Raw genomic sequence first — 24,867 nt, forward strand, 5'->3', positions numbered from 1 at the left:
CTTTATCTGTTCGTATGTCTTAAAGTGTGTTGCGGGCAGCTCCGCTCCCGTCAGACCGGAGCGCCCTTAACGTCTATTTTCGAGGAGCGCTAGCCCCTCGAGGTTACGCCATCTTCGCCTTGAGTTCGTCCGCAACGTTCTGCGGGACTTCGTCATAGTGCGAGAATTGCATGCTGTACTGGGCACGACCCGAAGTGAAGCTGCGCAGCTCGTTGATGTAGCCGAACATGTTGGCCAGCGGGACCATGGCTTCGACGACCTGTGCGTTGCCGCGGCTGTCGGTACCCTGGATCTGACCACGACGGCTGTTCAAGTCGCCGATCACGTCGCCGAGATAGTCCTCGGGGGTGACGACTTCAACCTTCATCACCGGCTCGAGGAGCTTGATGCCGGCCTTCTGGGCGACTTCACGCATCGCGGCACGACCCGCGATTTCGAACGCCAGCGCGCTGGAGTCGACGTCGTGGTACTTGCCGTCCAGGAGCTCGATGTCGAAGTCGATGATCGGGAAGCCGATCAGCGAACCCGTCTCGGCGGTCTCGCGCATGCCCTTCTCGACCGAGGGGATATATTCCTTGGGAATGTTCCCGCCCTTGACGTTGTCGGTGAAGGTGATGCCCGCGCCGCGCTCGCCCGGCGTGACCTGGATCTTCACTTCGGCGAACTGACCCGAACCACCCGACTGCTTCTTGTGGGTGTAGTTCAGTTCGGTCTGCTTCTTGAGCGACTCACGATAGGCCACCTGCGGCGCACCGACGTTGGCGTCGACCTTGAACTCGCGCTTCATGCGGTCGACGATGATGTCGAGGTGCAATTCGCCCATGCCCTTGATGATCGTCTGGCCCGATTCGTGATCGGTCGAGACGCGGAACGAGGGATCCTCGGCGGCAAGGCGATTGAGCGCGATGCCCATCTTTTCCTGGTCGGCCTTGGTCTTGGGTTCCACCGAAAGCTCGATGACCGGATCGGGGAATTCCATCCGCTCGAGGATGATCGGCGCGCGTTCGGCGCACAGCGTATCCCCGGTGGTGGTGTCCTTCAGGCCCGCGATCGCGACGATGTCGCCAGCGAACGCCTCATCGATGTCTTCACGGTTGTTCGAGTGCATGAGCAGCATGCGCCCGATCTTTTCCTTCTTGTCCTTCACCGTGTTGAGCACGCTGCCCTTCGACAGCTTGCCCGAGTAGATGCGGGCGAAGGTGAGCGAGCCGACGAACGGGTCGTTCATGATCTTGAACGCGAGCGCCGCGAAGGGCTCCTCGTCGCTCGAAGGACGCTTGGCCGTCTCTTCGCTGTCGGGGATGACACCTTCGATGGCCGGAACGTCGATCGGCGAGGGCATATATTCGACCACCGCGTCGAGCAGCGGCTGAACGCCCTTGTTCTTGAACGCCGAACCGCACAGCACCGGCACGAACGCGCGGCCGAGCGTACCCTTGCGGATGAGCTTCTTGAGCGTCGCGGTGTCGGGCTGTTCGCCTTCGAGATAGGCCATCATCGCATCGTCGTCCTGTTCGACGGCGAGCTCGACGAGCTTCTCGCGATACTCCTCGGCCTTGTCCTTGAGGTCGTCGGGGATGTCGACATAGTTGAATTCGGCGCCCAGGCCGTCATTCTCCCACACGACGCCGCGCATCTCGACGAGGTCGACGATGCCCTGCAGCTGGTCTTCCGCGCCGATCGGCAGCGTGAGGACGAGCGGGGTCGCGCCGAGGCGCTCGACGATCGAATTGACGCAGTAGTAGAAGTCCGCGCCGGTGCGATCGAGCTTGTTGATGAAGCACATCCGCGGAACCTTGTACTTGTCCGCCTGACGCCACACCGTTTCCGACTGGGGCTCCACGCCCGCAACGCCGTCGAACACCGCGACCGCGCCGTCGAGGACGCGCAGCGAACGCTCGACTTCGATGGTGAAGTCGACGTGGCCCGGGGTGTCGATGATGTTGATGCGGTGCTCTTCACCCACATCGTCGCCGTTCTTGACGGTCCAGAAGGTCGTCGTCGCGGCCGACGTGATCGTGATCCCGCGCTCCTGCTCCTGCTCCATCCAGTCCATCGTGGCGGCGCCGTCATGGACTTCGCCGATCTTGTAGGACTTGCCGGTGTAATAGAGGATGCGCTCGGTCGTCGTCGTCTTGCCGGCGTCGATGTGCGCCATGATGCCGATGTTGCGATAGCGCTCGATAGGATGGCTGCGGGCCATGGGGGGTCTCTCTTTCGGATTACTGGATGGAGGCCCGATGGCCCCCATCCGTTACAGTTTGAATGCGACTACCAGCGATAGTGGCTGAAGGCGCGGTTGGCTTCGGCCATGCGGTGCGTGTCTTCGCGCTTCTTGACCGCGTTGCCGCGGTTCTGGCTGGCGTCCATCAGTTCGCCCGACAGGCGCGCGGCCATGGTCTTCTCGTTACGGCTGCGCGCGGCCGAGATCAGCCAGCGGATGGCGAGCGCCTGCGCACGGTCGGGACGGACCTCGACGGGCACCTGGTAGGTGGCACCGCCGACGCGGCGCGAGCGTACTTCGACGCCCGGCTTGATGTTGTTGAGCGCTTCGTGGAAGACACCGAGCGGATCGGCCTTCATGCGCGCTTCGACATTGTCGAGCGCACCGTAGACGATGCTTTCCGCAACCGACTTCTTACCGTCGAGCATGATGTTGTTCATGAACTTCGACAGGACCAGATCACCGAACTTGGGATCGGGGAGGATGACGCGCTTCTCTGGGCGACGACGACGGGACATATTCTTATCCTTTATGTAGAGCGGCGCGCGGGACGGGCACGAGGCCTCCCGCCGCGACCGACATGAACCAGCTTACTTGGGACGCTTGGCACCGTACTTGGAGCGCGACTGACGGCGATCCTTGACACCCTGCGTGTCGAGCACGCCGCGCAGCACGTGGTAGCGCACACCCGGAAGGTCGCGCACACGGCCGCCGCGGATCAGCACGACGCTGTGCTCCTGCAGGTTGTGGCCTTCACCCGGAATGTAGCTGATGACTTCGCGCTGGTTCGTGAGGCGCACCTTGGCAACCTTGCGCAGCGCCGAGTTCGGCTTCTTCGGGGTGGTCGTGTAGACACGGGTGCAGACACCGCGCTTCTGCGGGTTCTGTTCCATCGCAGGGACCTTGGACTTGGCCTTCTGCGGTTCGCGACCCTTCCGGATCAGCTGGTTAATCGTCGGCATGAAGCCTTCACCTTTCATCTTACCGGGTCATTCCGGCGGTTACTGCGAACAGGCGCAACAGCAATCGAAGGGTCTCCCCTCCCGGCTAACTCCCGGGAACGGACCCCTTGGAAAATCTCGCCTGTCGTTGTTCAGCTCTTGCCCGGACGGAACCTATTCCGAACGGACGTGCGCGCCCTTAGAAGAATGACGCCCAGCCGTCAAGCGGCGGTCGGTTCGTCCGGGCCTTCTTCGCGAGGGATCGGAACAGCGGCCCCGCCCTCGAGCGACGGCTTTCCACCGCCCGGTCGAACGGGTTCCGGAAGGACATCGGGCCCCGCCGCTCCCCCGCCATTGCCACGCCGCCGAACCAGTTCGCCGACAAAGGCGAGAAGCTCGGCGCGGGCGGCGCGATCTCGGGGCGCCGTGCGAACGCGCCGAATCAGTTGCTGGAGGCGCGCCACGTCGTCGGGCGTGATGCGTCCCATGGCGTACAATTCGCGCGCAACGCTGACCGCGCGCATTTCCGCGACCATCCTGTTGCCCTGATGCCGGACCCGTCCGGCCATCTGCGCAAACTTCTGTACCACGCTCGTGCCGGGCGGGCGGTTGAACTTTCCGGTCGGGCGATCGTGTTCGGGCATATCAACAATATAGGAAGCCACCGACCCGATTTCAAAGCCGCCACGCCATCCACGAGCGTTTCCCCCATTGTTACAGGATCGCCACCGTATCGCCGCGAAACCGACATATCCGTGTCAATGGCATGTATCGCCGCGCCGCTATGACCGGCGTCGAACGCAAGAGGAGCGATGCATGTTCGACGCAACCGAAAAAGGCTTTGTTACGCCTGGCCAGTTTGCGGACTGGTTCGATACGCCGCGCCATTTCGATCCCAAGAAGAAGCGCACGCGCTATCGCACCGTCTTCGTGTCCGACACCCATCTCGGGACCAAGGGCTGCCAGGCGGACATGCTCCTGGACTTCCTGCGCTCGATCGATTGCGACACGCTCTATCTCGTGGGCGATATCGTCGACGGATGGCAGCTTCGCAAAGGCTGGTACTGGCCCTCGCTGCACAACGATGTCGTGCGGTGCGTGCTCAAGCAGGCCAAGCACGGCACGCGGGTCATCTTCGTTCCCGGCAACCATGACGAACTGTTCCGCGATTATGTCGGCCTCGAGTTCGGCGGCATCGAAGTGCGCGCGCATGACGTGCATACCACCGCCGACGGTCGCCGGCTGCTGGTCGTCCACGGCGACGAGTTCGACGGCGTGGTGCGCTATGCCCGGTGGCTCGCCTTCCTCGGAGACCATGCCTACACGCTGCTGCTCAAACTCAACCGCCTCAATGCCGCCATCCGCCGCAGGCTCGACCTGCCCTACTGGTCCTTGTCCGCGCACCTCAAGATGAAGGTGAAGAATGCGGTGAATTTCATCTGCGATTTCGAGGCGGCGGTCGCGCGCGCTGCTGCGGAACGCGGGGTCGACGGCGTCGTATGTGGCCATATTCATTCCGCCGAAATCCGCCAGATCGGCGATATCACCTACTACAACGACGGCGATTGGGTCGAAAGCTGCACCGCGCTCGTTGAGCATGACGACGGCAGCATGGAGATCCTCGAGTGGGGTGCGAAACAGCGGAAGATCGAACCGATGGCGGCGCACCCGGCTCGATCGACGCGCGAGACGGTCCGATGAAAATCCTCATCGCTACCGATGCCTGGTTTCCGCAGGTCAATGGCGTCGTTCGCTCACTCGATGCGACCATCCGGTGCCTCCTCGCGCGTGGACACGAGGTGGAGATGGTGACGCCGGCCGACTTCGCCTCGATCCCCTGTCCGACCTACCCTGAAATCCGTCTCGCACTAGGGTGCCGCCGAAAGGTCGCGGAACGGCTGTCGGCATTCTCGCCCGACGCCATCCACATCGCAACCGAGGGACCGGTCGGTTGGGCGGCGCGCAGCTGGTGCCGCAAGAAGCATCGTAGCTTCACGACCTGCTTCCATACGCGCTTTCCCGATTATGCCGCCGCGCGGACCGGCCTGCCCGCCGCCGCCTTCTGGCCCTTCATCAAGCGTTTCCATGCGCCCGCGCGGCGTATCATGGTCGCGACGCCTTCGCTGGCCGCCGAACTCACCGCGCGCGGCATCGGCCCCGTCCATCTGTGGTCGCGCGGCGTCGACCTTGCCCGCTTCGGCAGACCCGCACCGCCGCCGCCCGCGATGGCCAACCTGCCTCGCCCGATCCTCATCAGCGTCGGGCGCGTTGCGGTAGAAAAGAACCTCGAGGCCTTCCTGTCGCTCGGCACGCCGGGCACCAAGGTCGTGGTCGGCGACGGCCCGGCGCTCGAGGAGTATCGCCGCCGGTTTCCCGACACGGTCTTTCTTGGCAAGCTCGAGGGCGACGCGCTGGTCGGCGCGTATCGCGCTGCCGACCTGTTCGTCTTTCCCAGCCGCACCGACACATTCGGTTTGGTGAACATCGAAGCGATGGCATGCGGGCTTCCCGTCGCCGCCTTCCCCGTCCCCGGCCCTGCCGACATCATCGGCGTGGACGGATGCGGTGCCCATGGCGGGACGCGGCCGGTCGGCGCGCTCGACGAAGACCTTGCAGCGGCGATCGATCGGGCGCTGGACTGCGATCCTTTCGATTGCGAGACCGAGGCCAGCCATTATCGCTGGTCGCGCTGTACCGACGCTTTCGTCGCGGGCCTGTCGGACTTTGCGGAAGAGGAAGCTGCGCGGGCCAACCGCGCCACGCCGGGCCTGCTGCCCGCCTGAAGGCGATCAATCCTTCAGCGGGTCATGCCCCCAGTTCATGAGGCTGTAGCGCCAGTCGCTGTTCTCGACATCGCTGTCGGGCCCTTGCGCGCAATGGCGATTGATATAGCCGACGACCTTTTCCATGTGATCGTGATCGTCCGCGGTCAGCTCGTCGACATTCTTGCGCTTGATCTTCACGATCCGCCGCCCCGACTTGTGACCGGTGCTCTCGCTACCGTCGCTATCGCCGACAGATTTGGATTCCTCGGTGTCGAGCCAGTCTTCCAACTCGGACGGGCTCATGTTGACCTTGTCGCGGAATTCCTTGCGGATCTCGACTTTCTCGTCCTCGTTACGTTCGCTCATCCGTCACTCTCCTTTATCTGAGAAACCGAACGGGCTGGGCGACTATTCCGATCCCGCCCGTTCGGCAGCTTCGGCAGCATCGCGCGCTCTGGTCACGGCCGCTTCCGCCGCGGCCTGATCATTGACGGTCACCAATTGCGGTCGCCCACCCGTCTCGGGGACGACCAGCCAGATCGCTCCAAGATCGAAGAAGCCGCCCTTTTCCGGCACGACCGTCATATCCTCGAGCGCGATTTGGCGGAGTTTGTCGATGGTCTCGGTGGTGAAGACCTGGTCGAACGCGCTTTCGAGCGATTCCACGTCCTCGATCTGCGTGGCCTTCCCCTCGCTATCGATAAAGAGGAGCGGGATGCCCGCCTCGGCGAGCAGTTGCGCGCGATCTCCGTTAGTCGCGCCATTGCGTAGCGCTTCCAGCGTCTTCTCGAACTGCGACGCGCTGGTCGAGGTCGCACAACTGATCGCGCCCCCCGACGCCGAATCATGACTACGGTCAAAGGCGCGCTCGCTCTCCCCACCATAATCCTCGGCCCCCTCGCGCGTTGCCCAGATCGCAAGAAGGCAATCTTCCGCGGCATCGCTCCCCGCCGTCTCGCGCGAACCGTCAGCGCTCGCCTCCTCGATCGCCTGCGTCGGGCGCGGCTCGTCGTCCTGCGCGCCGCAGCCTGCCAAGGCCAGGATGGCGAGCCCGGCAGCGAGCCCTCTAGCGTTCACGCGGATCACCATAGTCTCCCTTCTCGAATATACGCCGGCGCCGTTCCGAGCGGTTGACGAGACCGCCCGCCCGCCGGCCATCCGCCGCACGGCTATAATGCAAATTCTCCGAGATCAGCCTGTAATCGGCGTTGCGGATGCCCGCATTCAGTCCCGGGCTCTTGGTCTCGGAGACATTGCCCGGTCCGACATTGTAGACGAGATCGACGAGAGCATCGAATTCATGCTGCTTCACTTTCGTTCGCCCGAGCAGCTTGCGTACGCTTTTCGCAGCCTTTTTCAGATCGCGGTCGAGAAACGTCTCCATCTGCCGCGCGCTGATCCGGTCGCCGACCGCGAGCTTGTCGGCGGGGACGACCAGATGACCCGCTCCGACCGTCGGCTTGCCCGTGATGTCGCGGTAGACGGTCAGCACCTGCCCCTCTTCCTCGCGGATGATGTCGCGCAGCTCGTCGCTGATCCCGAGGTCCGCCGCCAGCGCCCGCGCGTCGCTACCCTGCCGCGCCAAGGCTTCGTCTTCACTCAACCCGGCTTCCGCGCCGCGCTCGACCCAGATCTGGTCGCGAATGTAGGAATAATAAGCGAGCGTCCCCAAGGCGATCAGGACCAGAACGCCCACAATCTCGCGCCATGCGAGCGGCAAGCGCCGGTCCTTGTGACCGACCTCGGGACGGTCGCGGTGATCCGCAGTGCCCGCACTCCCGATCGCGGGTTCGATGGGCCGCCTTGGTTCGGTGGATGACGAGACGCTCATTCTCCTGCGTTCGGACTGAAACGACCCTTAGCGGCCTCGGTGCGCAACCCCACCCCCGTGCCGATGCGCGCGCTAGATATGCAGCACCCGCCCATAAGCCGCGAGCACGCTTTCGTGCATCATCTCCGACAGCGTCGGGTGCGGGTAGACGGTGTTCATGAAGTCCTGCTCGACCAGTTCGGCCTGCTTGCCGACGGTATAGCCCTGGATGAGTTCGGTCACTTCGGCACCGATCATGTGCGCGCCCAGAAGCTCGCCCGTCTCCGCATCGAAGACGGTCTTGATAAAGCCCTGCGTCTCGCCCAGCGCGATCGCCTTGCCGTTGCCGATGAAGGGGAACTTGCCGACCTTGACCTTGTGGCCGGCCTCCTTGGCCTTGGCCTCGGTCAGCCCGACGCTCGCCACCTGCGGATGGCAGTAGGTGCATCCGGGGATGTTCTTCACGTCCATCGCGTGGGGGTGCACGTCCTTGTTGCCCATCTCCTGCGCGATCGCCTCGACGCAGATGATGCCTTCGTGGCTGGCCTTGTGCGCGAGCCACGGCGGCGCGGTCACGTCGCCGATCGCCCACACGCCTTTCACATTGGTGCGGCAGTGATGGTCGGTGTCGATATGACCCTTGGTGGTCTTGATGCCCAGTTTTTCGAGCCCGATGTTCTCGGTGTTGGGCAGGATACCGATCGCGACGATGCAGTGCGAGAAGCTCTTTTCCTCGACCTTGCCCTTGTCGTCCTTGATCTTGGCCTTCACGCCGCCCTTGGTCGCGCTGAGGCTCTCGACGCCCGCCTTGGCCATGATCGTCATGCCCTGCTTCTTGAGCTGCTTGAGCAGTTCGGCGGAGATCTCCTCGTCCTCGACCGGCACGATGCGGTCCATCATCTCGACGACGGTCACGTTGGCGCCCATGTCGTTGTAGAAGCTCGCGAATTCGATGCCGATCGCGCCCGAGCCGATCACCAGCAAATCCTTGGGCATTTCCTTAGGCACCATCGCGTGGCGGTAAGTCCAGATCTTGTCCCCGTCCGCCGCCGCGAACGGCAGGTCGCGCGCGCGCGCGCCGGTGGCGACGATGATATGCTTGGCTTTGAGGCTCTTCGCCTTGCCGTCTTCGCCCGTCACCTCCAGCTCGCCCGCGCTCTTGAGGACCCCCGTGCCCATGTGCACGTCGATCTTGTTCTTCTTCATCAGACCGGTGACGCCCTGATTGAGCTGCTTGGCCACCCCGCGGCTGCGCGCAACGACCTTGTCGAGGTCCATGCCGACATTCTCCGCCTTCAGCCCGAAGCTTTCGGCATGCTTCATGTGATGGAGGATTTCGCCCGAGCGCAGCAGCGCTTTGGTCGGGATGCAGCCCCAGTTGAGGCAGATACCGCCCAGGCTCTCGCGCTCGACGATTGCGGTCTTCAACCCTAGTTGGCTGGCGCGGATCGCCGCGACATAGCCGCCAGGCCCGCTTCCCAGAACGATGAGATCGTAAGCGTCGGCCATGCGGTTATCCCCTTCTTCTCAGAACAGGAGCCGACTACCCGCCCACAACAGCCCGAACAAGCCCCCGAAGGCCGCAACGCGCAGGACAGTAAGCGCCATCTTGCGCCAGGTTCCGAAGAGGCGTTGGAAGATAAGCTTGAAGGGTAGCAGGAAGGCCAGCGCCACCGCACCGAATGCCAGCGCGCCGCGCAGCGGGAACGCGAGCCATTCGTTTCGGGCCGGCCCAATACCGTTCGTGCCGGCCTCCCGAGCATAGAAATCGATGACCCGCTCGTACCAGCCAACATCGCCCGCGCCGGGGCTCGTGAAGACCATCCACATCACCAGCGTCCAGAAGAACTGGAAGCCGAGCAGGAACTTCAGTCCGGCCTTTCTCGGATCGCGGGTCAGGTATAGGGTCGCGGGAAGCGCGACGAGCGAGGCGCGCAGGAAGTCGCGGCCCTCGTCCCCACTTCCGAATGCCGCCGCGACGAGCGCGATCGGAAAGGCGAGAACGAACAGGTCGAACACCCATCCCCACGCGCGATCCGCCTTGCGCTTGCGGTTGATCATGTCGAGTTCGATGGACATTTCCGCCTCCTCAGAACGAAAGCCGCAAGAGCGCCCAAAGCCCGCCCATCAGCGCGCCCGTCGCGCCGAGCACGAGCCACAGATTGCGCCACATCTTCCAGGCGAACTTCTTGCGATCGAAGATGAGCTGGCCGGCGATCCACGGCAGCGTCCACGCCATCATCGCCAGCGCGCCGACGATCGGGAAACGCAGCGCATCGCCTTGTGGGAGCCAGCCGACCCTCCCCTCTTCAACCGGCACGAAAGCGAGGTTCGCGGTCAAGGCGAGCATGATCAGCAAGCCCAGAAGAAACGCCGAGGGCTGCTTTTCGGTGATGAAGCCGACGAACAAGACGAACGGGAGCGCCACGAGGAGCGATCGCAGGAGTTCGAAGCCGATCGCGACGCTTTCCTCGACGGGTTCGGCCGCCACCCCGCCAGCCACTTCCCCAGCGCCGCTGAACAGCGCGGTAAGCGCCCATACGAGCGCATAGGCCATCATCATGCAAGCGATGAGCTTGGTGCAGCCCTCGATTCCGTAGCCGCGCATCCGGGTCGCGCGATAGAGGAAGAAGGCCGCCGCCACCGCGACCAGGATCCAGCCGCCGCGCGACAGCGGGATCGCGAGCAGGCTCGTGCCGAGCGGAATCGCGATGACTGTCGCCAGCGCGGCGAAGGGCACCAGGAGGATCCCGACCCCCATCGCGATTTCCGCGAGCGAACGCTTCTTCCCCTTGCCCCGCGCCTTGGCGACCAGTGCGGACAGCGCGTGAAGCAACGTCGCCCCGCCGACGAGCACGACGAAGGCAGTGAACGCGATGTTGGAGGCGTCGTCGGCGCCGAACCGCAAGGCGTTCACGCCAGCCCCGCGTCCACCCGCCGATCCGCGCCCTGCCGCTGCTTTCGCCGCGCGCCCTCGGCATTGGCGGCGAGGCTGCACAAGACGATGTTGCCCAGCGGATACCACCAGATTTCGAGGAGCTCGTCCTGCATCGAGCCGAACAATGGCGAGAAGATTTCGTCGAAGACCGCCCAGCCGAGCCACCAGCCGAAAAGAAACATCATCGCATAATGTGCCGCCCACATGAGCCGCGTGTGATTTTGCGCATTCTTGTTGGCGAAGACCGTCGCGGCCCAGGTGAAGGGCGTGGTGAAAAGCGCCTGCACGATGAAGGCCAGCACCCCCACGCCGAGCATCGAGCGCAGGAAGTCGCCGAAGCCCTTGCCCTCGAGGTCGATCGACCAGGCCGACCACAGCACTGCGACCGCCATGCCGGTCACGATCGTCAGCTGCACCGCGGTCAGCGGATGGAGGTGCATCCACCCCCGGTCCTGCCAGAAACGTGCGTCACCCATCGCGTCCCCCCTGAAGAGGAAACGCTAGCGCCAAGCGGTTAAGAATGTCGATATGGCGCGGAAGACGCCGCCGCTCAGCTATGCCACTCGAAGAAGCTGCGCAGCGCGAAGGCCGCGAACAGGAACAGCGGGATCGAAAACAGGAGGCCCGGCGAATGGGCGAACGGCCGCACCGTCCCTACGCTCGCCATGCTTCCCATCCATACGCCGCCGTTCCCCCCGAGGAACATCGGCAGCAGGAAGGCCATCAACCCTCCCAGCAACAAGGCCGTCATCCATTTCATCGGCTTCAAGTCCCTTCCCGAACTCCACCGATCCCGAGAATGCGGGTGCCGCGTGAAGAAAAGGTTACGATTGTTAACGCTCGTTAACGGATCGCCTTTTATTGTCCTTGGTCACCGCGACGAAGGTGAAAACACCGCTCGCCACTTCGAACGTGGCGTCCCTGTCCCGCTCGCGCCCCTCAGCCCGCGCGCGGATGGTCATCGAGGTGGTGCCTTCCCTCACCAAGTCGGCATAGACGGAAAGCTCGTCCCCCACCGCCATCGCGCCCGGAAAGGCGAGATCGGTGGCCGCGACGACGACCGCTTTGCCCTTCGAATGGCGCGAGGCCAGCGACCCCGCCGCCAGCGCCATCTGGCTCATCAGCCAGCCACCGAAGATTCCGCCGTAGGGATTGGTGTCCGAGGGCATGGCGGTGACGCGGATGAGGGGGTCAGGCATTCATTTTCCTATCCGACCATTTTGCGAGAATGAGGTGATAGGCGAGAAATCCCATCATTGCCCCCGTCAGTCCGACAACGAAATAATAGGCAATCGGATTGGGTAGTCGACTTGAGAGAAGCGGTAGCCCGACCCCACCAATCAGAACTGAAGCGGGTCTAGCGTACCGAGGCGCTCGCAACCGTACGCCGAGCAAAACCGGCAACACGATGAACCCTCCAACGACATAGATCGACAAACCCTGGAAAAAATAGATGCCCCACTCGGTCATGAGCGAAGCGTCCCGAAGTGGGCTGATGAATACGAAAGTCGAAGCAGATAAAAACGCTCCTGCAATCGCGATAATGAGTATGCGGAGAATGACATCCCGGAGTCGCATTATGCGATCGCTTCGAGTTGAGTCTCCGCCAGCTCATGGTTAGCTCGCGCGAAGTTCGCCTGCATCTCTGTGACGCGGATGAGGGGGTCAGGCATCGATCGGATTCCTGCTCATGAGAGCGTACACCGATCCGCTCGCTATCCCCGCAGCAACTAAGATCACCGCCAAAACCTCTGGATCCATCAGGAACGCAAAGGGATTTTCTGATTGCGTCGGATCGACGAAAATCCCGCTTGCCCAGCCAACCGACATTCCGACTATCACGCTGAGACCGATCGCAAGAAGAATGGCAGCTAGCCTCCAGTGTTGGAGTCGCGACCGCGCGAACTTCTCGAAAAGCCAGATGACGAACCCAACGGCGGGCGTGAAGAACAGCCCGACGAAGAGACCTGCCACTGGGGTCATGAGAATCACCGCGGCAAGATCGCCAAGGCTTGAAATATGCCGAAATTCCGGAAAGCCTCGATTAGGACTCAATATCTTCCCAAGAACCAGTATCGCACCGAATGCCCAACTGACGAGCATGGTCTTCGCGAGAAAAAACCGTTTGGATTTTGAATTGCCTCGCGGGCCTAACGAGATAGCCAGAACGATTGCGACCATCAAAGTCAGGATGGAAGCAACGGCCATGAGCGCGCATCTCCCCTAAGCCACCAACCCCATCGGGTTCTCGACCAGTCGCTTGAACGCCTGCATCAGCTTGGCGCCGTCCGCGCCGTCGATGGCGCGGTGGTCGAAGCTGCCGGTGGCGCTCATCACGGTCGCGATCTGGACCGCGTCGTCGACAATGTGCGCACGCTTCTCGCCCGCACCGACCGCGAGGATCATCGCCTGCGGCGGGTTGATGACCGCGTCGAACTGCTTGATGCCGAACATGCCCATGTTGGAAATACTGGCGGTGCCGCCCTGATATTCCTCCGGGGCCAGCTTGCCTTCCTTGGCGCGCCCCGCGAGGTCCTTCACCTCGTCCGAAATCGCCGACAGCGACTTGGTGTCCGCGCCCGCGACGATCGGGGTGATCAGCCCGCCGTCGATGCTGACCGCGACCGAAATGTCGGCGCGCTTGTACTTGATGAGGTTCGAGCCCGCAAAAGACACGTTGCACTCGGGCACTTCGATGAGCGCCTTGGCGAGCGCCTTGATTAGCAGATCGTTGACCGACAGCTTCTGCCCGCGCTCCTCGATACTCTTGTTGATCTGGCTGCGCAGCTTGAGCAGCGCGTCGAGCTGGCAATCGACCGTGAGGTAGATGTGCGGGATCTGCTGCTTGGCCTCGGTCAGGCGGCGCGCGATCGTCTTGCGCATGTTCGAAAGCTTCTCGACCTCGTGCGGAATGTCGAGCGGCTCGACCTCGGCGGGCGCGACGCCCGGCGCGCTCGGCGACGGCGCGGCGGCCTCGACGGGCGCGGCATCCTTGGCGGGTGCCTTGCCTGCCGCGGCGTCCACGTCCGCGCGCACGATCCGTCCGTTCGGGCCAGAACCCTCCAGGCCCGTCAGGTCGATGCCCTGCGCTTCGGCCAGGCGGCGCGCGAGCGGCGAGGCCTTGACGCGCTCGCCGTCCTTCAGCGGCGCGGCGGGCGCCTTGGTGTCGGCGGGGGCCGCGCTCTTGGCAGGCGCGTCGACCGACTTGGATTCCGTCTTGGGCGCGTCGTCGCGGCCATAGCCTTTGTCGGGCGCGGGCGCGGCCTCGGGAGCGCTCTTGGCCTTGGGCGCGTCGTTCGACGGGGCGGAGACCTCTTCGCCTTCCTCACCGATCATCGCGATGACCGTGCCGACCGCGACATTGTCGGTGCCTTCCTCGACGAGGATCTTCAGAAGCGTGCCTTCGTCGACCGCCTCGAACTCCATCGTCGCCTTGTCGGTCTCGATCTCGGCCAACAGGTCGCCGGACGCGATCGTGTCGCCTTCCTTGACGAGCCATTTCGCAAGCGTCCCCTCCTCCATGGTGGGCGACAATGCGGGCATCTTGAGTTCGGTGGCCATCGAAACATTCCTCCTGTCCGCCCGCTCAAAGCCGATGGTCTCCCTAGCGTCAAGGGGCCGCGCCACCTTGCGCGCCCAGCGGTTTTGCCGCAGCGTCCACGCCGTCAGTGGAGGGCAGATATGGACCAGACCTATCTGGTGATCGTCAACGAGAGCGAAGAGGCCAAGGTCTCGCTCCGCTTCGTCGCCAAGCGCGCGCAGAAAACCGACCGCGGGGTGGAAGTGCTCGCGATCGTCGAGCCGCAGGATTTCGTCCAATGGGGCGGCGTGCAGGCGGCGATCGAGGAAGAGGATATGAACCGCATCGAGGCCGCGATCGCGTCCACCGTCGGCGAAATCGTCGAGACGAGCGGGATCAAGCCGAAGATCACGATCCGCCAGGGCGACCCCATCAAGGTCATCAAGGAGATGATCCACGAACGCGACGACCTCGCCGCGCTGGTGCTGGGCGCGAAGGCGGGGAAGAATCCGGGCCCCATCGTCAAGCATTTCACCGGCGAGGGCGCGGGCGATCTGCCCTGTCCGATCTTGCTGGTGCCGGGCGGGTTGGATGACGAGCGGATCGAGCTGTTGGCGTAGTGCCCGAATGGAAGGAAAGAGGAGCGCAGCGAGCGTCCTTCCATAAGAGAGCGCGAAGCGCGGACGGCCTGCGCTCTTCCGAGCGACAGGACCGACGGGGTCAGGCCGCCCTGACCCCATCTCTGAATACTAGAGCGCCTGCTCCAGCACCCGGCACAATTTCTCACAGCCCGCCTGGTCCTCGGCGTCGAACCGCGCCGGCGTCGGGCTGTCCAGATCGAGCACGGCGACCAGTTCGCCGTCCTTTATGATCGGCACCACCAGTTCGCTCCGGCTCGCCGCGTCGCAGGCGATATGCCCGGGAAACGCGTGGACATCCTCGACGCGCTGCGTCTCCAACGTTTCCGCCGCCGCGCCGCACACGCCCTTGCCGAACGGAATGCGGATACAGGCCGCGCGGCCCTGGAACGGCCCCAGCACCAGTTCGCCGCCCACGTTGCGGTAGAAGCCCACCCAGTTGAGATCGCCCAACTGCTCCATGATGAGCGAAGAGGCATTGGCCATGTTGGCGACCGCGTCCGGCTCTCCCGCCACGAGGCTTTCCAACGCCTTCGCCAGCTCGTCGTAGAAGGCCGCCTTGTCCGCGGCCTCGATCTTGAAATCGTACATTCCTAGTAATCCACCTTCCCGCGCAGCGCCTTTTTCTGTCCGCGCTTGACCTTCTTATCGACGCGCTTCTGCTTCGCGCTCCAGCTCGGCTTCGTCTTCTTGCGTTTCTTTGGCGCCACGTGGGCCTTGGCGATCAGCTCCGCAAGACGCGCGCGCACCGCATCGCGATTGTCCTTGCGGCTGCGCGAGCCCTTGGCGGTGAGGATCAGCGCGCGCCGGTCCTTTGTCACGCGGCTGCCCGCGAGATGACGCAGGCGGTTGAGCACGCGACCGTTGAGCCCCAATGCCATCAAATCGACGCGCAGTTGCACACCGGTTTCCGACGTATTGGCATGCTGACCGCCTGGCCCCGAGGCGGCGAGGAACGTCTCGTCGAGCGCCTCTTCGGGGATGCTCACATTCTCAGGCGCCATCCGCGCCTCCGGTAACGAAGCTCACAGGCCCTCGTCCTGTTCGACGCCGGCGGCCGCCGCGGCCCATTCCGGAAAATGCGGCGGCAGCGGGGCGCGAAGGCGCAGCATCTTGCCCTTGGGACGCGGCACTTCGAGGCGCTCGGCGTGCAGCAGCATCGGGCCGCCCGGAAACCCGTAGACGCGGTCGCCGACGATCCCATGCCCCAGCCCCTCGCGCGCGTGCACGCGGATCTGGTGCGTCCGCCCCGTCTCGGGAATGAATTCGACGAGGCTCTGTTCGCCCTCGACGTGGAGGCGCCGCCATTTGGTCACCGCCGGCTTTCCGGCAGGATCGGCGACCATGCGCCAGCCCGCCTGCTCGCTCGAAACCTTGGCGACGGCCAGCTCGATCATGCCTTCTTCCTCCGCGACGACGCCGCCAACCATTGCCAGGTAGCGCTTGCGCACGAGATGCTCCTCGAACGCCTTCTGCACCCATTTGCGCGCGGGCGGGTGGCGCGCGAGCAGCAGGCAGCCGGACGTATCCTGATCGAGTCGGTGCATGATTGCCGGCAAACGCTTGTAATTCTCGCGCAGTTCGGGGAGCCGCGCCTCGACCGAATCGCCACCGCGTCGCGGGGTATCCACAGGCAGACCTTGCGGCTTGTCGATGCCCACGACGTCGGCGTCGATGAAGAGAATTCGCTCGTTAAGTTTCATGCGCGTCGCCCTAGCCGCTCGCGCCAAACGGCGAAAGGCCGCCATCTTCGTGACTGAGTCTTTTGAGTCACAGAATGGACCCAAAATCGCTCGCGTTAACCTTTATGACTTTGTTAACCTTTTGGCATCAGATACGGAATGGTTAATGGACGCTTAGACGACGTTAAGGGCCAGTAAGTTTCGTAAAGACATCGCCCAGTGAACGTCGGACTAAACGGGGGAAGAGATATGCGAGTTCTTTTGATCGAAGACGAAGCGACGATCGCCAAGAGCATCGAGATGATGCTGTCGACCGAAGGCTTCAACACCTATGTCACCGATCTTGGCGAGGAAGGCCTGGATCTCGGCAAGCTCTACGACTACGATATCATCCTTCTGGACCTCAACCTGCCCGACATGCACGGCTATGACGTCCTCAAGAAACTCCGCACCGCCAAGGTGCAGACGCCGGTCCTGATCCTCTCGGGCATCGGCGAAATGGATTCCAAGGTCCGTGCACTGGGCTTCGGCGCCGACGATTACGTCACCAAGCCCTTCCACCGCGACGAGCTGGTGGCGCGCATCCACGCCATCGTCCGCCGTTCGAAGGGTCACAGCCAGTCGGTCATCCGCACCGGCAAGCTGGCAGTGAACCTCGACGCCAAGACGGTCGAAGTGGACGGCAACCGCGTCCACCTCACCGGCAAGGAATATGCGATGCTCGAGCTTCTGAGCCTCCGCAAGGGCACGACCCTCACCAAGGAAATGTTCCTCAACCACCTCTACGGGGGAATGGACGAGCCGGAACTCAAGATCATCGACGTCTTCATCTGTAAGCTGCGCAAGAAGCTCAGCCTCGCGTGTGGCGGCGAGAATTACATCGAGACCGTCTGGGGCCGCGGCTATGTGCTACGCGACCAGGAAGAAGAAACGAGCGGCGAGACCGAAGCCGCGTAAGCATCAAACGCGACGAGCGGGAAGGAAGGCGGTGCCGACGGGAGACGGCGCCGCCTTTTTCGTGCGCGGTTAGGCCGCCGCGAGCGTCTGCCGGAGCGCCTCGAACGCACGCCCGTCGACCGCCTTGCCGATTTCGCTTTCGATGATCTGGAGCGCCTTTTCCTGCGGCATGGCGGCGCGATAGGGACGATCCGCGGTCAGCGCGTCGTAGAAATCACAGAGCGTGATGATCCGCGTCTCCTGGCGGATTTCATGTCCGCACAGTCCGAGCGGATAGCCGGTGCCATCGAGCTTCTCGTGATGGGCCGACGCCACGCCCGCCATGTCGGCAAAGCATCCCACGCGCGCAAGGATGGCCTGCGTGTGCCCGGCATGTTCACGCATCTCGACCCATTCGCTGTCTTCGAGCTTGCCGGGCTTCTCGAGCACCCGGCTCGACACGCCCAATTTGCCGATATCGTGCAGCAGCGCCGCCCGGTGCAGCCACCGTTGACGGCCATCATCCATTCCAAGCGCGCGCGCCATCGATCCCGCATATTCCGCGACCCGTCCCGAATGCCCGCCGGTGTAGGGGCTCTTGGCATCGACCACCGCACCGAAGGCCGCGGCGACATCGTCGAGCAGGTCGTCATCGACCGCGATCACTTCGTCTTCAGGCGCAAGCCCCGCGACGACCGCGTCCACGACGGGACTTTCCAACCCGCACCAGAAGCCGTGTTCCCCGGCGATGCGCGCGAACTGCCGGGTCAGCTTGGGATCGAGCCAGCTCCCGGCGCGCATGGCAATCTCGGTCTCGGCGGCATCGCGGCCGCCATGACGGTGAAACACGTCCGCGACCTGCGCGAGCAGCGCGATCCGCGAGGCGACGGGAATCGCCTCGCCCGCCAAGCCGTCGGGCCGCCCCGATCCGTCGAAATGCTCGTCGAGGTGATAGATGGCGCGCGCGACCGGCTCGTCGAATCGCAACCGGCGCGCAATGTCGGCGCCACGCGTGCATCGTGCCTCGATCATCTCCTGCGCGATGCCGTCGCCATTCTTGAGGATATTCGCGATCCGAGCGATTTTCGTCGAGAGCTTGGCCCCGCGCCCCGTTTGCGAAAAGACGAACCGCAAGGTCGCGGGCAGCCCGACGGGGACGGTTTTCCACGCCTGTTTGAAGTCGCGGTCGTCGGTCGCGTAGAGCTCGGCGATCCGTGCGGCGTTGCTCGAGCAGCCAAGATCCTTCAGCAGCGTCGCATAATAGACGTGCCCCATTTCCGTACGCGTCAGCCCCAGCCGCCCCGCCAGCCGCATCGCGATATAGGTCGCGCGGATACTGTGTCCGGCCGGCTGCCCTTCGGTCATGTCGAGCGCGTAGGACAAGCCGCCGAGAAGGCCCGCGCGTGTCATGCCGGGTGCCTTGGTGTCGAGCCGACCCGTGCCGAGCGGCTGCGGGTCGCCTGTGCCCCGGTCGATGTCGGATTGGAAATAAATGCCCGTCTCTCCCACGCGTGGTGCGCGAAGAAATAGCGGAGCAGATCGTAAGTCGATGTGTACGAAGAGGGTTAAGCGGTCTTAACGCGGACGGACGGGCGCGGGCCGGTCGGTCAGCGCACGGCTTGCCGCAGGCTCTTCCATCGGACGCCAGCCGTCGCGACCGAGCCGCTCCATGGGCTTAAAGCGCGCCTTGTAGTTCATGCGGTCCGACCCCTCGATCCAGTAGCCGAGATAGACGAACGGCAGCCCGTCCATGCGCGCCCGCTGGATATGGTCGAGGATGATGCTCGTCCCCAACCCCTTGCGGGCTTCGGGTCCGGTATCGAAGAAGCTGTAGATCATGCTCAAGCCGTCGCTCTGGCGATCCGCGAGGCACGCGCCGACCAGTTTGCCGGCGCTGCCGTCCGCCGTCGGCTCGCGATATTCCATCACGTAGGTATCGACCGGCGACTGCTCGACCATGTCGGCATAATCGGTTTCGTCCATCTCGGCCATGCCCCCGCCCGGATGGCGCGCGGCCAGATATTGCCGCAGCAGATCATATTGCTCTTCGGTCGCCCAAGGGCGCTGCGCGGTGACGACGAGATCGCCATTCGCCTTCATCAACCGCTTCTGCGATTTGCTCGGCGCGAATTCACCGGCGCGGATCCGCACCGACACGCAGGCATCGCAATCGGTGCAGCTGGGCCGATAGGCAACGCTCTGCGATCGGCGAAAGCCGATCTTGCCGAGCGCTTCGTTGAGTTCGGACGCATTGCGACCGGTGAGCTCGGTAAAGACCTTCCGCTCGATCCGGCCCGGCAGATAGGGGCAGGGCGCCGGATTGGTGACGAAAAATTTCGGGAAGCGAAATGGGGCGCTCACCCTGACGGTCTCCTCGGTCGAACTACGCGATGCAATGTCGGTCGACGTTAACGGAAACGCAACACTTTAGCATCGGCCCAAGTGCCGTGTTCTGAGTCATTTTGTGCCGTGCTGGGACGGATGAGAGTTAATGCCCCTCCGCTGCGCTGAGTCGGTCGGCGCGCTCGACGCCGAAGCCGCATTCGACGAGCCGGTCGATCAGCCGTTCGATCGCAGCCGCATCGCGCGCTTCGCATTCCACCTCGATGAGCGTGTCCTTGGCGGGCAGCGCATTGAAGACGCGGTGATGGTTGGTCTCGATGATGTTGACGCCGCATTCGTGGAACTTGGCGGTAATCTGCGCCAGCGCACCCGGCCGGTCTTCCGCCGCAATCTTCAGCCGCGCGATCCGCCCCGCACGCACCAGTTCGCGCACCAGCACATTGGACAGGAGATGCGGATCGATATTGCCGCCGCACAGGACGGTCCCGACCTTCTTGCCTTTGAACCGTTCGGGTTTTTCGAGCATGTGCGCCAGCCCTGCCGCGCCCGCGCCCTCGACGACGCTCTTCTCGATTCCGACCAGCAGCGCCACCGCATGTTCGATCGCCGCCTCGCTGACGAGTTCGATCCGATCGACATGCTCGGCGATGATGGCGCGGGTGATCTGCCCCGGCTGCTTGACCGCGATGCCCTCGGCGAGCGTCGCGCCGCCCGTGACAGCTTCGGTGCCCTCGACGATGCATTTCATCGCGGGAAACATCTCGGCTTCCACCCCGATAAGCTCGATGTTGGGATTGTGCGCGCGTGCCGCGATCGCGATGCCGCTCATCAGCCCGCCGCCGCCGATCGGCACGACGAGACAATCCAGGTCGGGCGCGACGCTCAGCATCTCGATGCCGACCGTCCCCTGCCCCGCGATGATGTCGGGATCGTCGAACGGGTGGACGAAGACATAGCCTTTCTCTTCCGCCAAGGCCGTCGCGTGGGCGAAGGCGTCGTCGAACACACGACCTTCGAGCACCACGTTGGCGCCATGCCCCTCGGTCTGCTCGACCTTGATGGTGGGTGTCGGCGTCGGCATCACGATGGTGACCGGAATCCCGAGCCGTGCGCCATGATAGGCCACCGCCTGCGCATGATTGCCCGCGCTCGCCGCGATGACGCCGCGCTTCCTCTCCTCGTCGGTCAGCTGGCACAATTTGTTGAGCGCCCCGCGCTCCTTGTAGGCGGCGGTGAACTGATAGTTCTCGAACTTCAGCCACACCTCGGCGCCGATAATCTCGCCGAGCGTCACGCTCTTAGCCATCTTGGTGTCGAGCACCTGCCCCGCGATCCGCTCGTGGGCGGCGCGCACGTCGTCGATCGTGACCGTCATCTCTCTCTCCTTGGGGACGAGCGCCTAGCCCTTCCGCTTGGCAGAGACAATGCTATCAAGACGCACATGATCAAGCCCCTGCTCCTTGCCGCGACCGCGGCCTTCGCCCTCGCCGCCACGCCCGCCGACGCGCAGACCGTCTATACCAACATGGATGGTCTTCATGCTGATAAAGACGGCAAACTCTCACGCTTTACCGGCCTCGTCGTCAGCGCCGAGGGCCGCATCGTGTCGCGCATGGTCGAAGGCCAGTCGCTACCGCGTGGCGGATACGAAGTCGTGGACATGGCCGGAGCACACGTGCTCCCCGGCCTGATCGACGCGCACGGACACGTCATGGGATTGGGCGAAGCGACACTGACGCTCGACCTCACCGGCACCTCCTCGATCGCCGACCTCCAGCAGCGCCTCGCGGCCTATGCCGAGGCCAACCCCGACCTGCCCGTCATCATCGGGCGCGGCTGGAACCAGGAATTATTCGACGAGGTCCGCTTCCCCACCGCCGCCGATCTCGACCGCGTCGTGGCCGACCGCCCCGTGATTCTCGGCCGCGTCGACGGTCATGCGGTCGTCGCCAATACCGCCGCCATCTCCCGTGCCAAGATCAGTGCCGACACGCAGGACCCCGAGGGTGGTGCAATCGAACGACTGGCCGACGGGCGCCCCGCAGGCGTGTTCGTCGATACCGCCGAGGAACTGCTCTACGCCGGACTGCCGCGCGGCAATGCGGCCGATGCCGATCGCGCGCTGGCCGCCGCGCAGAAATTCGCGCTGTCTGAAGGCCTCACCGCCGTCGCCGACATGGGTACCTCGATAGACGGTTGGCATGCCATGCGTCGCGCCGGCGACGCGGGACGGCTGAAGATGCGCATCATGAGCTATTCCGCGGCGCTCGAACCGGCGATGACGATCGCGGGTACCGGCCCGACGCCTTGGCTCTACGAGGGCAAGCTCAGAATGGGCGGCATCAAGCTCTATTCTGACGGCGCGCTCGGATCGCGCGGCGCGCTGCTCAAGGAGCCCTACGAAGACAAGCCCGATACGCTCGGGCTCCCTGTCACTCCGATGGACGAGTTGGGCGAACAGGCCGCGATGGGTGCGCAGGCCGGCTTTCAGCTCGCCATTCACGCCATCGGCGATGCCGCAAACGACGGTGTCCTCGATATCTTCGAGGGTCTCGCGGGCGGCGCCGCGGCACGGCATCGCATCGAACATGTGCAGATCGTCGATCCCGTCGATTTGCCTCGTCTGTCGGAACTGTCCGTCATCGCCTCCATGCAGCCGGTCCACCAGACGAGCGACTGGGCGATGGCCGAAAAGCGCCTCGGCATGGATCGCCTCGACGGCGCTTATGCGTGGAAGAGCCTGCTCGACAGCGGCGCGCTGCTGGCCTTCGGCTCCGACTTCCCGGTCGAGCATCCCAACCCCTTCGCGGGGCTCGAAGTCTCGGTGACGCGCACCGACGCCAGCGGTCAGCCCGTCGGCGGCTGGCGGATGGAGGAAGCGATCACGCTCGGCCAGGCACTCGCCGCCTTCACCCACGGTGCCTCTTACGCGGGGTTCGCGGAGGAGCAGTTCGGCGCGCTGGAGCCCGGCCAATATGCCGACTTCATCATCGTTGACCGCGATATTTCCGAAGTCGATCCCAGCGACATCTCGGAAACCGAAGTGCTCGCCACCTACGTCGGCGGCGAACGGGTCTTCAGCGCCGGCGACTAGGACGCCGCCGCGGCCCGCTCGGTCAGCATCGAGGGCGTGAGGAGCTGCGGCAGTTCCTCCGCTTCCTCGCCCGGCGCATACCAGAGATAGAGCGGCACCGCCGCGCGACCGCGTTCCTCGAGAAAGCGGGTGATCTCGTCGTCGCCGTCGGTCCAGTCGGCGACCAAGACCGCTACGTCTGCCTCGCCAAAAGCCTCCTGCACGCTGTCGCGGGCGATGGCGACGCTTTCGTTGGCCTTGCAGGTGAGGCACCAGTCGGCAGTGAAATAGACGAACACGGGCCGTCCCGCCCCACGAGCCGCCGCGACGCGCTCGGGGCTCCAGACGGTCGTGCCCGGTACGCTCGTCTCGCGGTCGATGGGCCGCGAGGGCAGCACCACGACCCCCAGCAGCGCGATCGCCCCGATCCCGGCCAGCGCGGTCTTCAGCATCCCGACGCGCCGCGCGAAGAAGGCGAGCAGCGCTGCCATGATCCCGAGCGCGAAGATGCCGCCCATCAGCCCGACTGGGCCGGCGAGCCGCCACAAGAGCCACAGGCAGGCGGCGACGGTCAGCGCCATCGGCAGCGCGAGCCATCGCTTGAACGTCACCATCCAGTGCCCCGGGCGCGGCAGGCGATTGCGCAGTGCGGGGATGAAGCCCAGCGCGAGGAACGGCAGCGCAAGCCCAAGCCCCAACATCGCGAACACCCCGACGCCCGCAGCGGGGGGGAGGACCAGCGCGGTGCCGATCGCCGTGCCGAGGAACGGCCCCGCACAGGGCGTCGCGACGAACGCCGCCAGTGCGCCCGTCCCCACCGACGAGCGCGTCTCGACATCGCCCGCCACGACGGGCAGTTCGTACAATCCCAGCAAATTGAAGGTGATCGCCCCGGCGAGGATCAGCAGGAGAAAGATCGTTCGCGGATCTTGTAGCTGGAAGGCCCAGCCCACCGCATTGCCGCCTTCGCGCAGGAGGATGAGCGCCAACCCCAGCCCCGCCGTTCCCAGAACCGCACCCAGCGTGTAGCCGAGCGCATCGCGCTTCGCCCGAGCCTCGCTCGTGCCGGTGCGTGCGAGGTGCAAGGCTTTCATCGTCAGCACCGGGAATACGCAGGGCATGAGGTTGAGGAGCAGCCCCCCGAGCAACGCGCCCGCGAGCGCCAGCCAGACCGTGGTCTCGCCGCCCTGTCCCGTCACGGGCGTGCCGCCCGTCGGGACGATCCCGGGCACCGCGTCGAATTCGAGGCCCTGCCCGCTGCCCAGTCGCAAGACGCCCGATAGTGCCGAGGGTTCGGCCCCTTCGCGCATCGCAAGATCGACGATCAACAGGTCGCCGTCGCGCCGGAAACGCTGTTCGGCGGCATAATCGATGATCCGATCGTCGGCGAGGAACAGCGAGGGCTCGCCGATCTCGAGCGTTTCAGGGATGGGGAGCGCGATCGACAGCGTTTCTCCCGCCGAGGCGAAGGTCGCGTCGGCATCGAGCGGCCGCGGCAGATCACGGCGCAGCGCGTCGAACTGGAGGCTACGATCCGTCCCCTCTCCGACGGGGATTGCGATGTCTACGCGCCCTTTTTCGGGCACGCACACCTTGTCGGTGCACGCCAACCAGCGCAGGTCCGCCGCCAGCCGTACCTGGCCGGACGTGCGCGGCGGCACGCTCAACCTCGTCAGGATCGCATGGTCGCCCTTGTAGACATAGTTGATCAGCCCGGCCGCCTCGAACTCGACCGGCGTCGGAAAGCGCAACTCGCCCACCTCCGCCCCTTCCGGTAGGTCCCACTCGATCTGAAGCGGCAGCCCCGCGTCACCCGGATTGAGCCAATAGCCATGCCAGCCCGGATCGGCGCGAAACACGATCGCGAGCTCGACGTCGCCGCCACCGACGGGGACACCCTGTTCGGCGATCAACGTGGGGCGGATATGGTTTTGCTGTGCCTGCGCCGGGAGCGCCGCCAGCAACAAGAGGAAGGTGAGGAAGAAGCGGCCAAGCAT

Annotated in this window: 28 protein-coding genes; 5 read left to right on the forward strand and 23 right to left on the reverse strand. The window is 64.4% G+C overall.

Features of this window, described 5'->3' with window-relative positions:
- Positions 1 to 103 precede the first annotated feature (103 nt).
- From fusA to WJS89_RS04600, 4 genes are all read right to left on the reverse strand, one after another.
- A complete protein-coding gene (gene fusA / locus WJS89_RS04585) occupies positions 104 to 2,203 on the reverse strand; it encodes an elongation factor G (RefSeq protein WP_346339738.1) in 2,100 nt (699 codons plus the stop codon).
- 68 nt (positions 2,204 to 2,271) lie between these two features.
- Positions 2,272 to 2,742 carry a 30S ribosomal protein S7 gene (gene rpsG / locus WJS89_RS04590; protein WP_346339739.1) on the reverse strand — a complete coding sequence of 157 codons (471 nt, stop codon included), beginning with the start codon at positions 2,740 to 2,742 and terminating at the stop codon, positions 2,272 to 2,274.
- Positions 2,743 to 2,814: 72 nt separating this feature from the next.
- Positions 2,815 to 3,186 (reverse strand): 30S ribosomal protein S12, encoded by a 372-nt coding sequence (gene rpsL / locus WJS89_RS04595; RefSeq protein WP_028969180.1) that lies wholly within the window; start codon positions 3,184 to 3,186, stop codon positions 2,815 to 2,817.
- A gap of 200 nt (positions 3,187 to 3,386) precedes the next feature.
- Complete coding sequence (locus tag WJS89_RS04600; protein ID WP_346339740.1) at positions 3,387 to 3,809, reverse strand: hypothetical protein; 423 nt, start codon at positions 3,807 to 3,809, stop codon at positions 3,387 to 3,389.
- A 172-nt stretch (positions 3,810 to 3,981) separates the two neighbouring features.
- Here WJS89_RS04600 and WJS89_RS04605 point away from each other — a divergent pair, with 172 nt between their 5' ends.
- Positions 3,982 to 4,866: a UDP-2,3-diacylglucosamine diphosphatase gene (locus tag WJS89_RS04605; RefSeq protein WP_346339741.1), complete on the forward strand. Its 885-nt coding sequence runs from the start codon at positions 3,982 to 3,984 to the stop codon at positions 4,864 to 4,866.
- Positions 4,863 to 5,948 (forward strand): glycosyltransferase family 4 protein, encoded by a 1,086-nt coding sequence (locus WJS89_RS04610; RefSeq protein WP_346339742.1) that lies wholly within the window; start codon positions 4,863 to 4,865, stop codon positions 5,946 to 5,948. The genes WJS89_RS04605 and WJS89_RS04610 overlap by 4 nt, the downstream gene beginning before the upstream one ends.
- A gap of 6 nt (positions 5,949 to 5,954) precedes the next feature.
- Here the strand turns inward: WJS89_RS04610 and WJS89_RS04615 are convergent, their stop codons facing one another.
- The 12 genes from WJS89_RS04615 to WJS89_RS04670 form a co-directional block, all read right to left on the reverse strand.
- Positions 5,955 to 6,296: a DUF3140 domain-containing protein gene (locus WJS89_RS04615; RefSeq protein ID WP_346339743.1), complete on the reverse strand. Its 342-nt coding sequence runs from the start codon at positions 6,294 to 6,296 to the stop codon at positions 5,955 to 5,957.
- A gap of 42 nt (positions 6,297 to 6,338) precedes the next feature.
- The gene (locus WJS89_RS04620) at positions 6,339 to 7,016 is read right to left on the reverse strand and encodes a hypothetical protein (RefSeq protein WP_346339744.1); all 678 of its coding nucleotides are present in this window, start codon (positions 7,014 to 7,016) and stop codon (positions 6,339 to 6,341) included.
- On the reverse strand, positions 6,997 to 7,761 hold the full coding sequence (locus WJS89_RS04625; protein ID WP_346339745.1) for a lysozyme: 765 nt from the start codon (positions 7,759 to 7,761) through the stop codon (positions 6,997 to 6,999). Before WJS89_RS04625 ends, WJS89_RS04620 begins: the two co-directional genes overlap by 20 nt.
- Before the next feature lie 72 nt (positions 7,762 to 7,833).
- Positions 7,834 to 9,249 (reverse strand): dihydrolipoyl dehydrogenase, encoded by a 1,416-nt coding sequence (gene lpdA, locus WJS89_RS04630; protein WP_346339746.1) that lies wholly within the window; start codon positions 9,247 to 9,249, stop codon positions 7,834 to 7,836.
- Positions 9,250 to 9,267: 18 nt separating this feature from the next.
- Positions 9,268 to 9,819, reverse strand: coding sequence for a hypothetical protein (locus WJS89_RS04635; RefSeq protein WP_346339747.1), 552 nt, complete (start codon positions 9,817 to 9,819; stop codon positions 9,268 to 9,270).
- Between the two features lie 10 nt (positions 9,820 to 9,829).
- On the reverse strand, positions 9,830 to 10,657 hold the full coding sequence (locus WJS89_RS04640; RefSeq protein WP_346339748.1) for a hypothetical protein: 828 nt from the start codon (positions 10,655 to 10,657) through the stop codon (positions 9,830 to 9,832).
- Positions 10,654 to 11,154 (reverse strand): hypothetical protein, encoded by a 501-nt coding sequence (locus tag WJS89_RS04645; RefSeq protein WP_346339749.1) that lies wholly within the window; start codon positions 11,152 to 11,154, stop codon positions 10,654 to 10,656. Before WJS89_RS04645 ends, WJS89_RS04640 begins: the two co-directional genes overlap by 4 nt.
- 74 nt (positions 11,155 to 11,228) lie before the next feature.
- Positions 11,229 to 11,438 carry a hypothetical protein gene (locus WJS89_RS04650; protein WP_346339750.1) on the reverse strand — a complete coding sequence of 70 codons (210 nt, stop codon included), beginning with the start codon at positions 11,436 to 11,438 and terminating at the stop codon, positions 11,229 to 11,231.
- 73 nt (positions 11,439 to 11,511) lie between these two features.
- The gene (locus tag WJS89_RS04655; protein WP_346339751.1) at positions 11,512 to 11,877 is read right to left on the reverse strand and encodes an acyl-CoA thioesterase; all 366 of its coding nucleotides are present in this window, start codon (positions 11,875 to 11,877) and stop codon (positions 11,512 to 11,514) included.
- Positions 11,870 to 12,148, reverse strand: coding sequence for a hypothetical protein (locus WJS89_RS04660; protein ID WP_346339752.1), 279 nt, complete (start codon positions 12,146 to 12,148; stop codon positions 11,870 to 11,872). Before WJS89_RS04660 ends, WJS89_RS04655 begins: the two co-directional genes overlap by 8 nt.
- 195 nt (positions 12,149 to 12,343) lie before the next feature.
- A complete protein-coding gene (locus WJS89_RS04665; protein ID WP_346339753.1) occupies positions 12,344 to 12,886 on the reverse strand; it encodes a hypothetical protein in 543 nt (180 codons plus the stop codon).
- A 15-nt stretch (positions 12,887 to 12,901) separates the two neighbouring features.
- Entirely contained in the window at positions 12,902 to 14,239 is a 1,338-nt protein-coding gene (locus WJS89_RS04670) for a pyruvate dehydrogenase complex dihydrolipoamide acetyltransferase (protein WP_346339754.1), read from the reverse strand.
- A 120-nt stretch (positions 14,240 to 14,359) separates the two neighbouring features.
- Between WJS89_RS04670 and WJS89_RS04675 the strand changes: the two genes are divergently transcribed.
- Entirely contained in the window at positions 14,360 to 14,818 is a 459-nt protein-coding gene (locus WJS89_RS04675; RefSeq protein ID WP_346339755.1) for a universal stress protein, read from the forward strand.
- 129 nt (positions 14,819 to 14,947) lie between these two features.
- Here the strand turns inward: WJS89_RS04675 and WJS89_RS04680 are convergent, their stop codons facing one another.
- The 3 genes from WJS89_RS04680 to WJS89_RS04690 are packed head-to-tail and all read right to left on the reverse strand — an operon-like array spanning position 14,948 to position 16,539.
- A complete protein-coding gene (locus tag WJS89_RS04680) occupies positions 14,948 to 15,427 on the reverse strand; it encodes a GAF domain-containing protein (RefSeq protein ID WP_346339756.1) in 480 nt (159 codons plus the stop codon).
- Positions 15,428 to 15,429: 2 nt separating this feature from the next.
- Positions 15,430 to 15,840, reverse strand: coding sequence for an alternative ribosome rescue aminoacyl-tRNA hydrolase ArfB (arfB, locus tag WJS89_RS04685; protein WP_346339757.1), 411 nt, complete (start codon positions 15,838 to 15,840; stop codon positions 15,430 to 15,432).
- 21 nt (positions 15,841 to 15,861) lie between these two features.
- A complete protein-coding gene (locus WJS89_RS04690) occupies positions 15,862 to 16,539 on the reverse strand; it encodes an RluA family pseudouridine synthase (RefSeq protein ID WP_346339758.1) in 678 nt (225 codons plus the stop codon).
- A 228-nt stretch (positions 16,540 to 16,767) separates the two neighbouring features.
- On the opposite strand from WJS89_RS04690, the gene ctrA reads away from it, so the two are divergent.
- Positions 16,768 to 17,475, forward strand: a complete 708-nt coding sequence (gene ctrA / locus WJS89_RS04695; protein ID WP_346339759.1) for a response regulator transcription factor CtrA — start codon at positions 16,768 to 16,770, stop codon at positions 17,473 to 17,475.
- Between the two features lie 69 nt (positions 17,476 to 17,544).
- Here ctrA and WJS89_RS04700 read toward each other — a convergent pair whose 3' ends face one another.
- From WJS89_RS04700 to WJS89_RS04710, 3 genes are all read right to left on the reverse strand, one after another.
- A complete protein-coding gene (locus WJS89_RS04700; protein ID WP_346339760.1) occupies positions 17,545 to 18,963 on the reverse strand; it encodes an HD-GYP domain-containing protein in 1,419 nt (472 codons plus the stop codon).
- Positions 18,964 to 19,029: 66 nt separating this feature from the next.
- The gene (locus WJS89_RS04705) at positions 19,030 to 19,815 is read right to left on the reverse strand and encodes an arginyltransferase (protein ID WP_346339761.1); all 786 of its coding nucleotides are present in this window, start codon (positions 19,813 to 19,815) and stop codon (positions 19,030 to 19,032) included.
- 127 nt (positions 19,816 to 19,942) lie between these two features.
- Positions 19,943 to 21,172, reverse strand: coding sequence for a threonine ammonia-lyase (locus tag WJS89_RS04710; protein WP_346339762.1), 1,230 nt, complete (start codon positions 21,170 to 21,172; stop codon positions 19,943 to 19,945).
- Positions 21,173 to 21,238: 66 nt separating this feature from the next.
- Between WJS89_RS04710 and WJS89_RS04715 the strand changes: the two genes are divergently transcribed.
- Entirely contained in the window at positions 21,239 to 22,891 is a 1,653-nt protein-coding gene (locus tag WJS89_RS04715; protein WP_346339763.1) for an amidohydrolase, read from the forward strand.
- On the opposite strand, the gene WJS89_RS04720 is transcribed toward WJS89_RS04715, so the two are convergent.
- Positions 22,888 to 24,867, reverse strand: a complete 1,980-nt coding sequence (locus WJS89_RS04720) for a protein-disulfide reductase DsbD family protein (RefSeq protein WP_346339764.1) — start codon at positions 24,865 to 24,867, stop codon at positions 22,888 to 22,890. The two genes, WJS89_RS04715 and WJS89_RS04720, sit on opposite strands and share 4 nt — an antisense overlap.

The organism is Sphingomicrobium aquimarinum (genome assembly GCF_039655735.1).
Lineage (GTDB): Bacteria > Pseudomonadota > Alphaproteobacteria > Sphingomonadales > Sphingomonadaceae > Sphingomicrobium > Sphingomicrobium aquimarinum.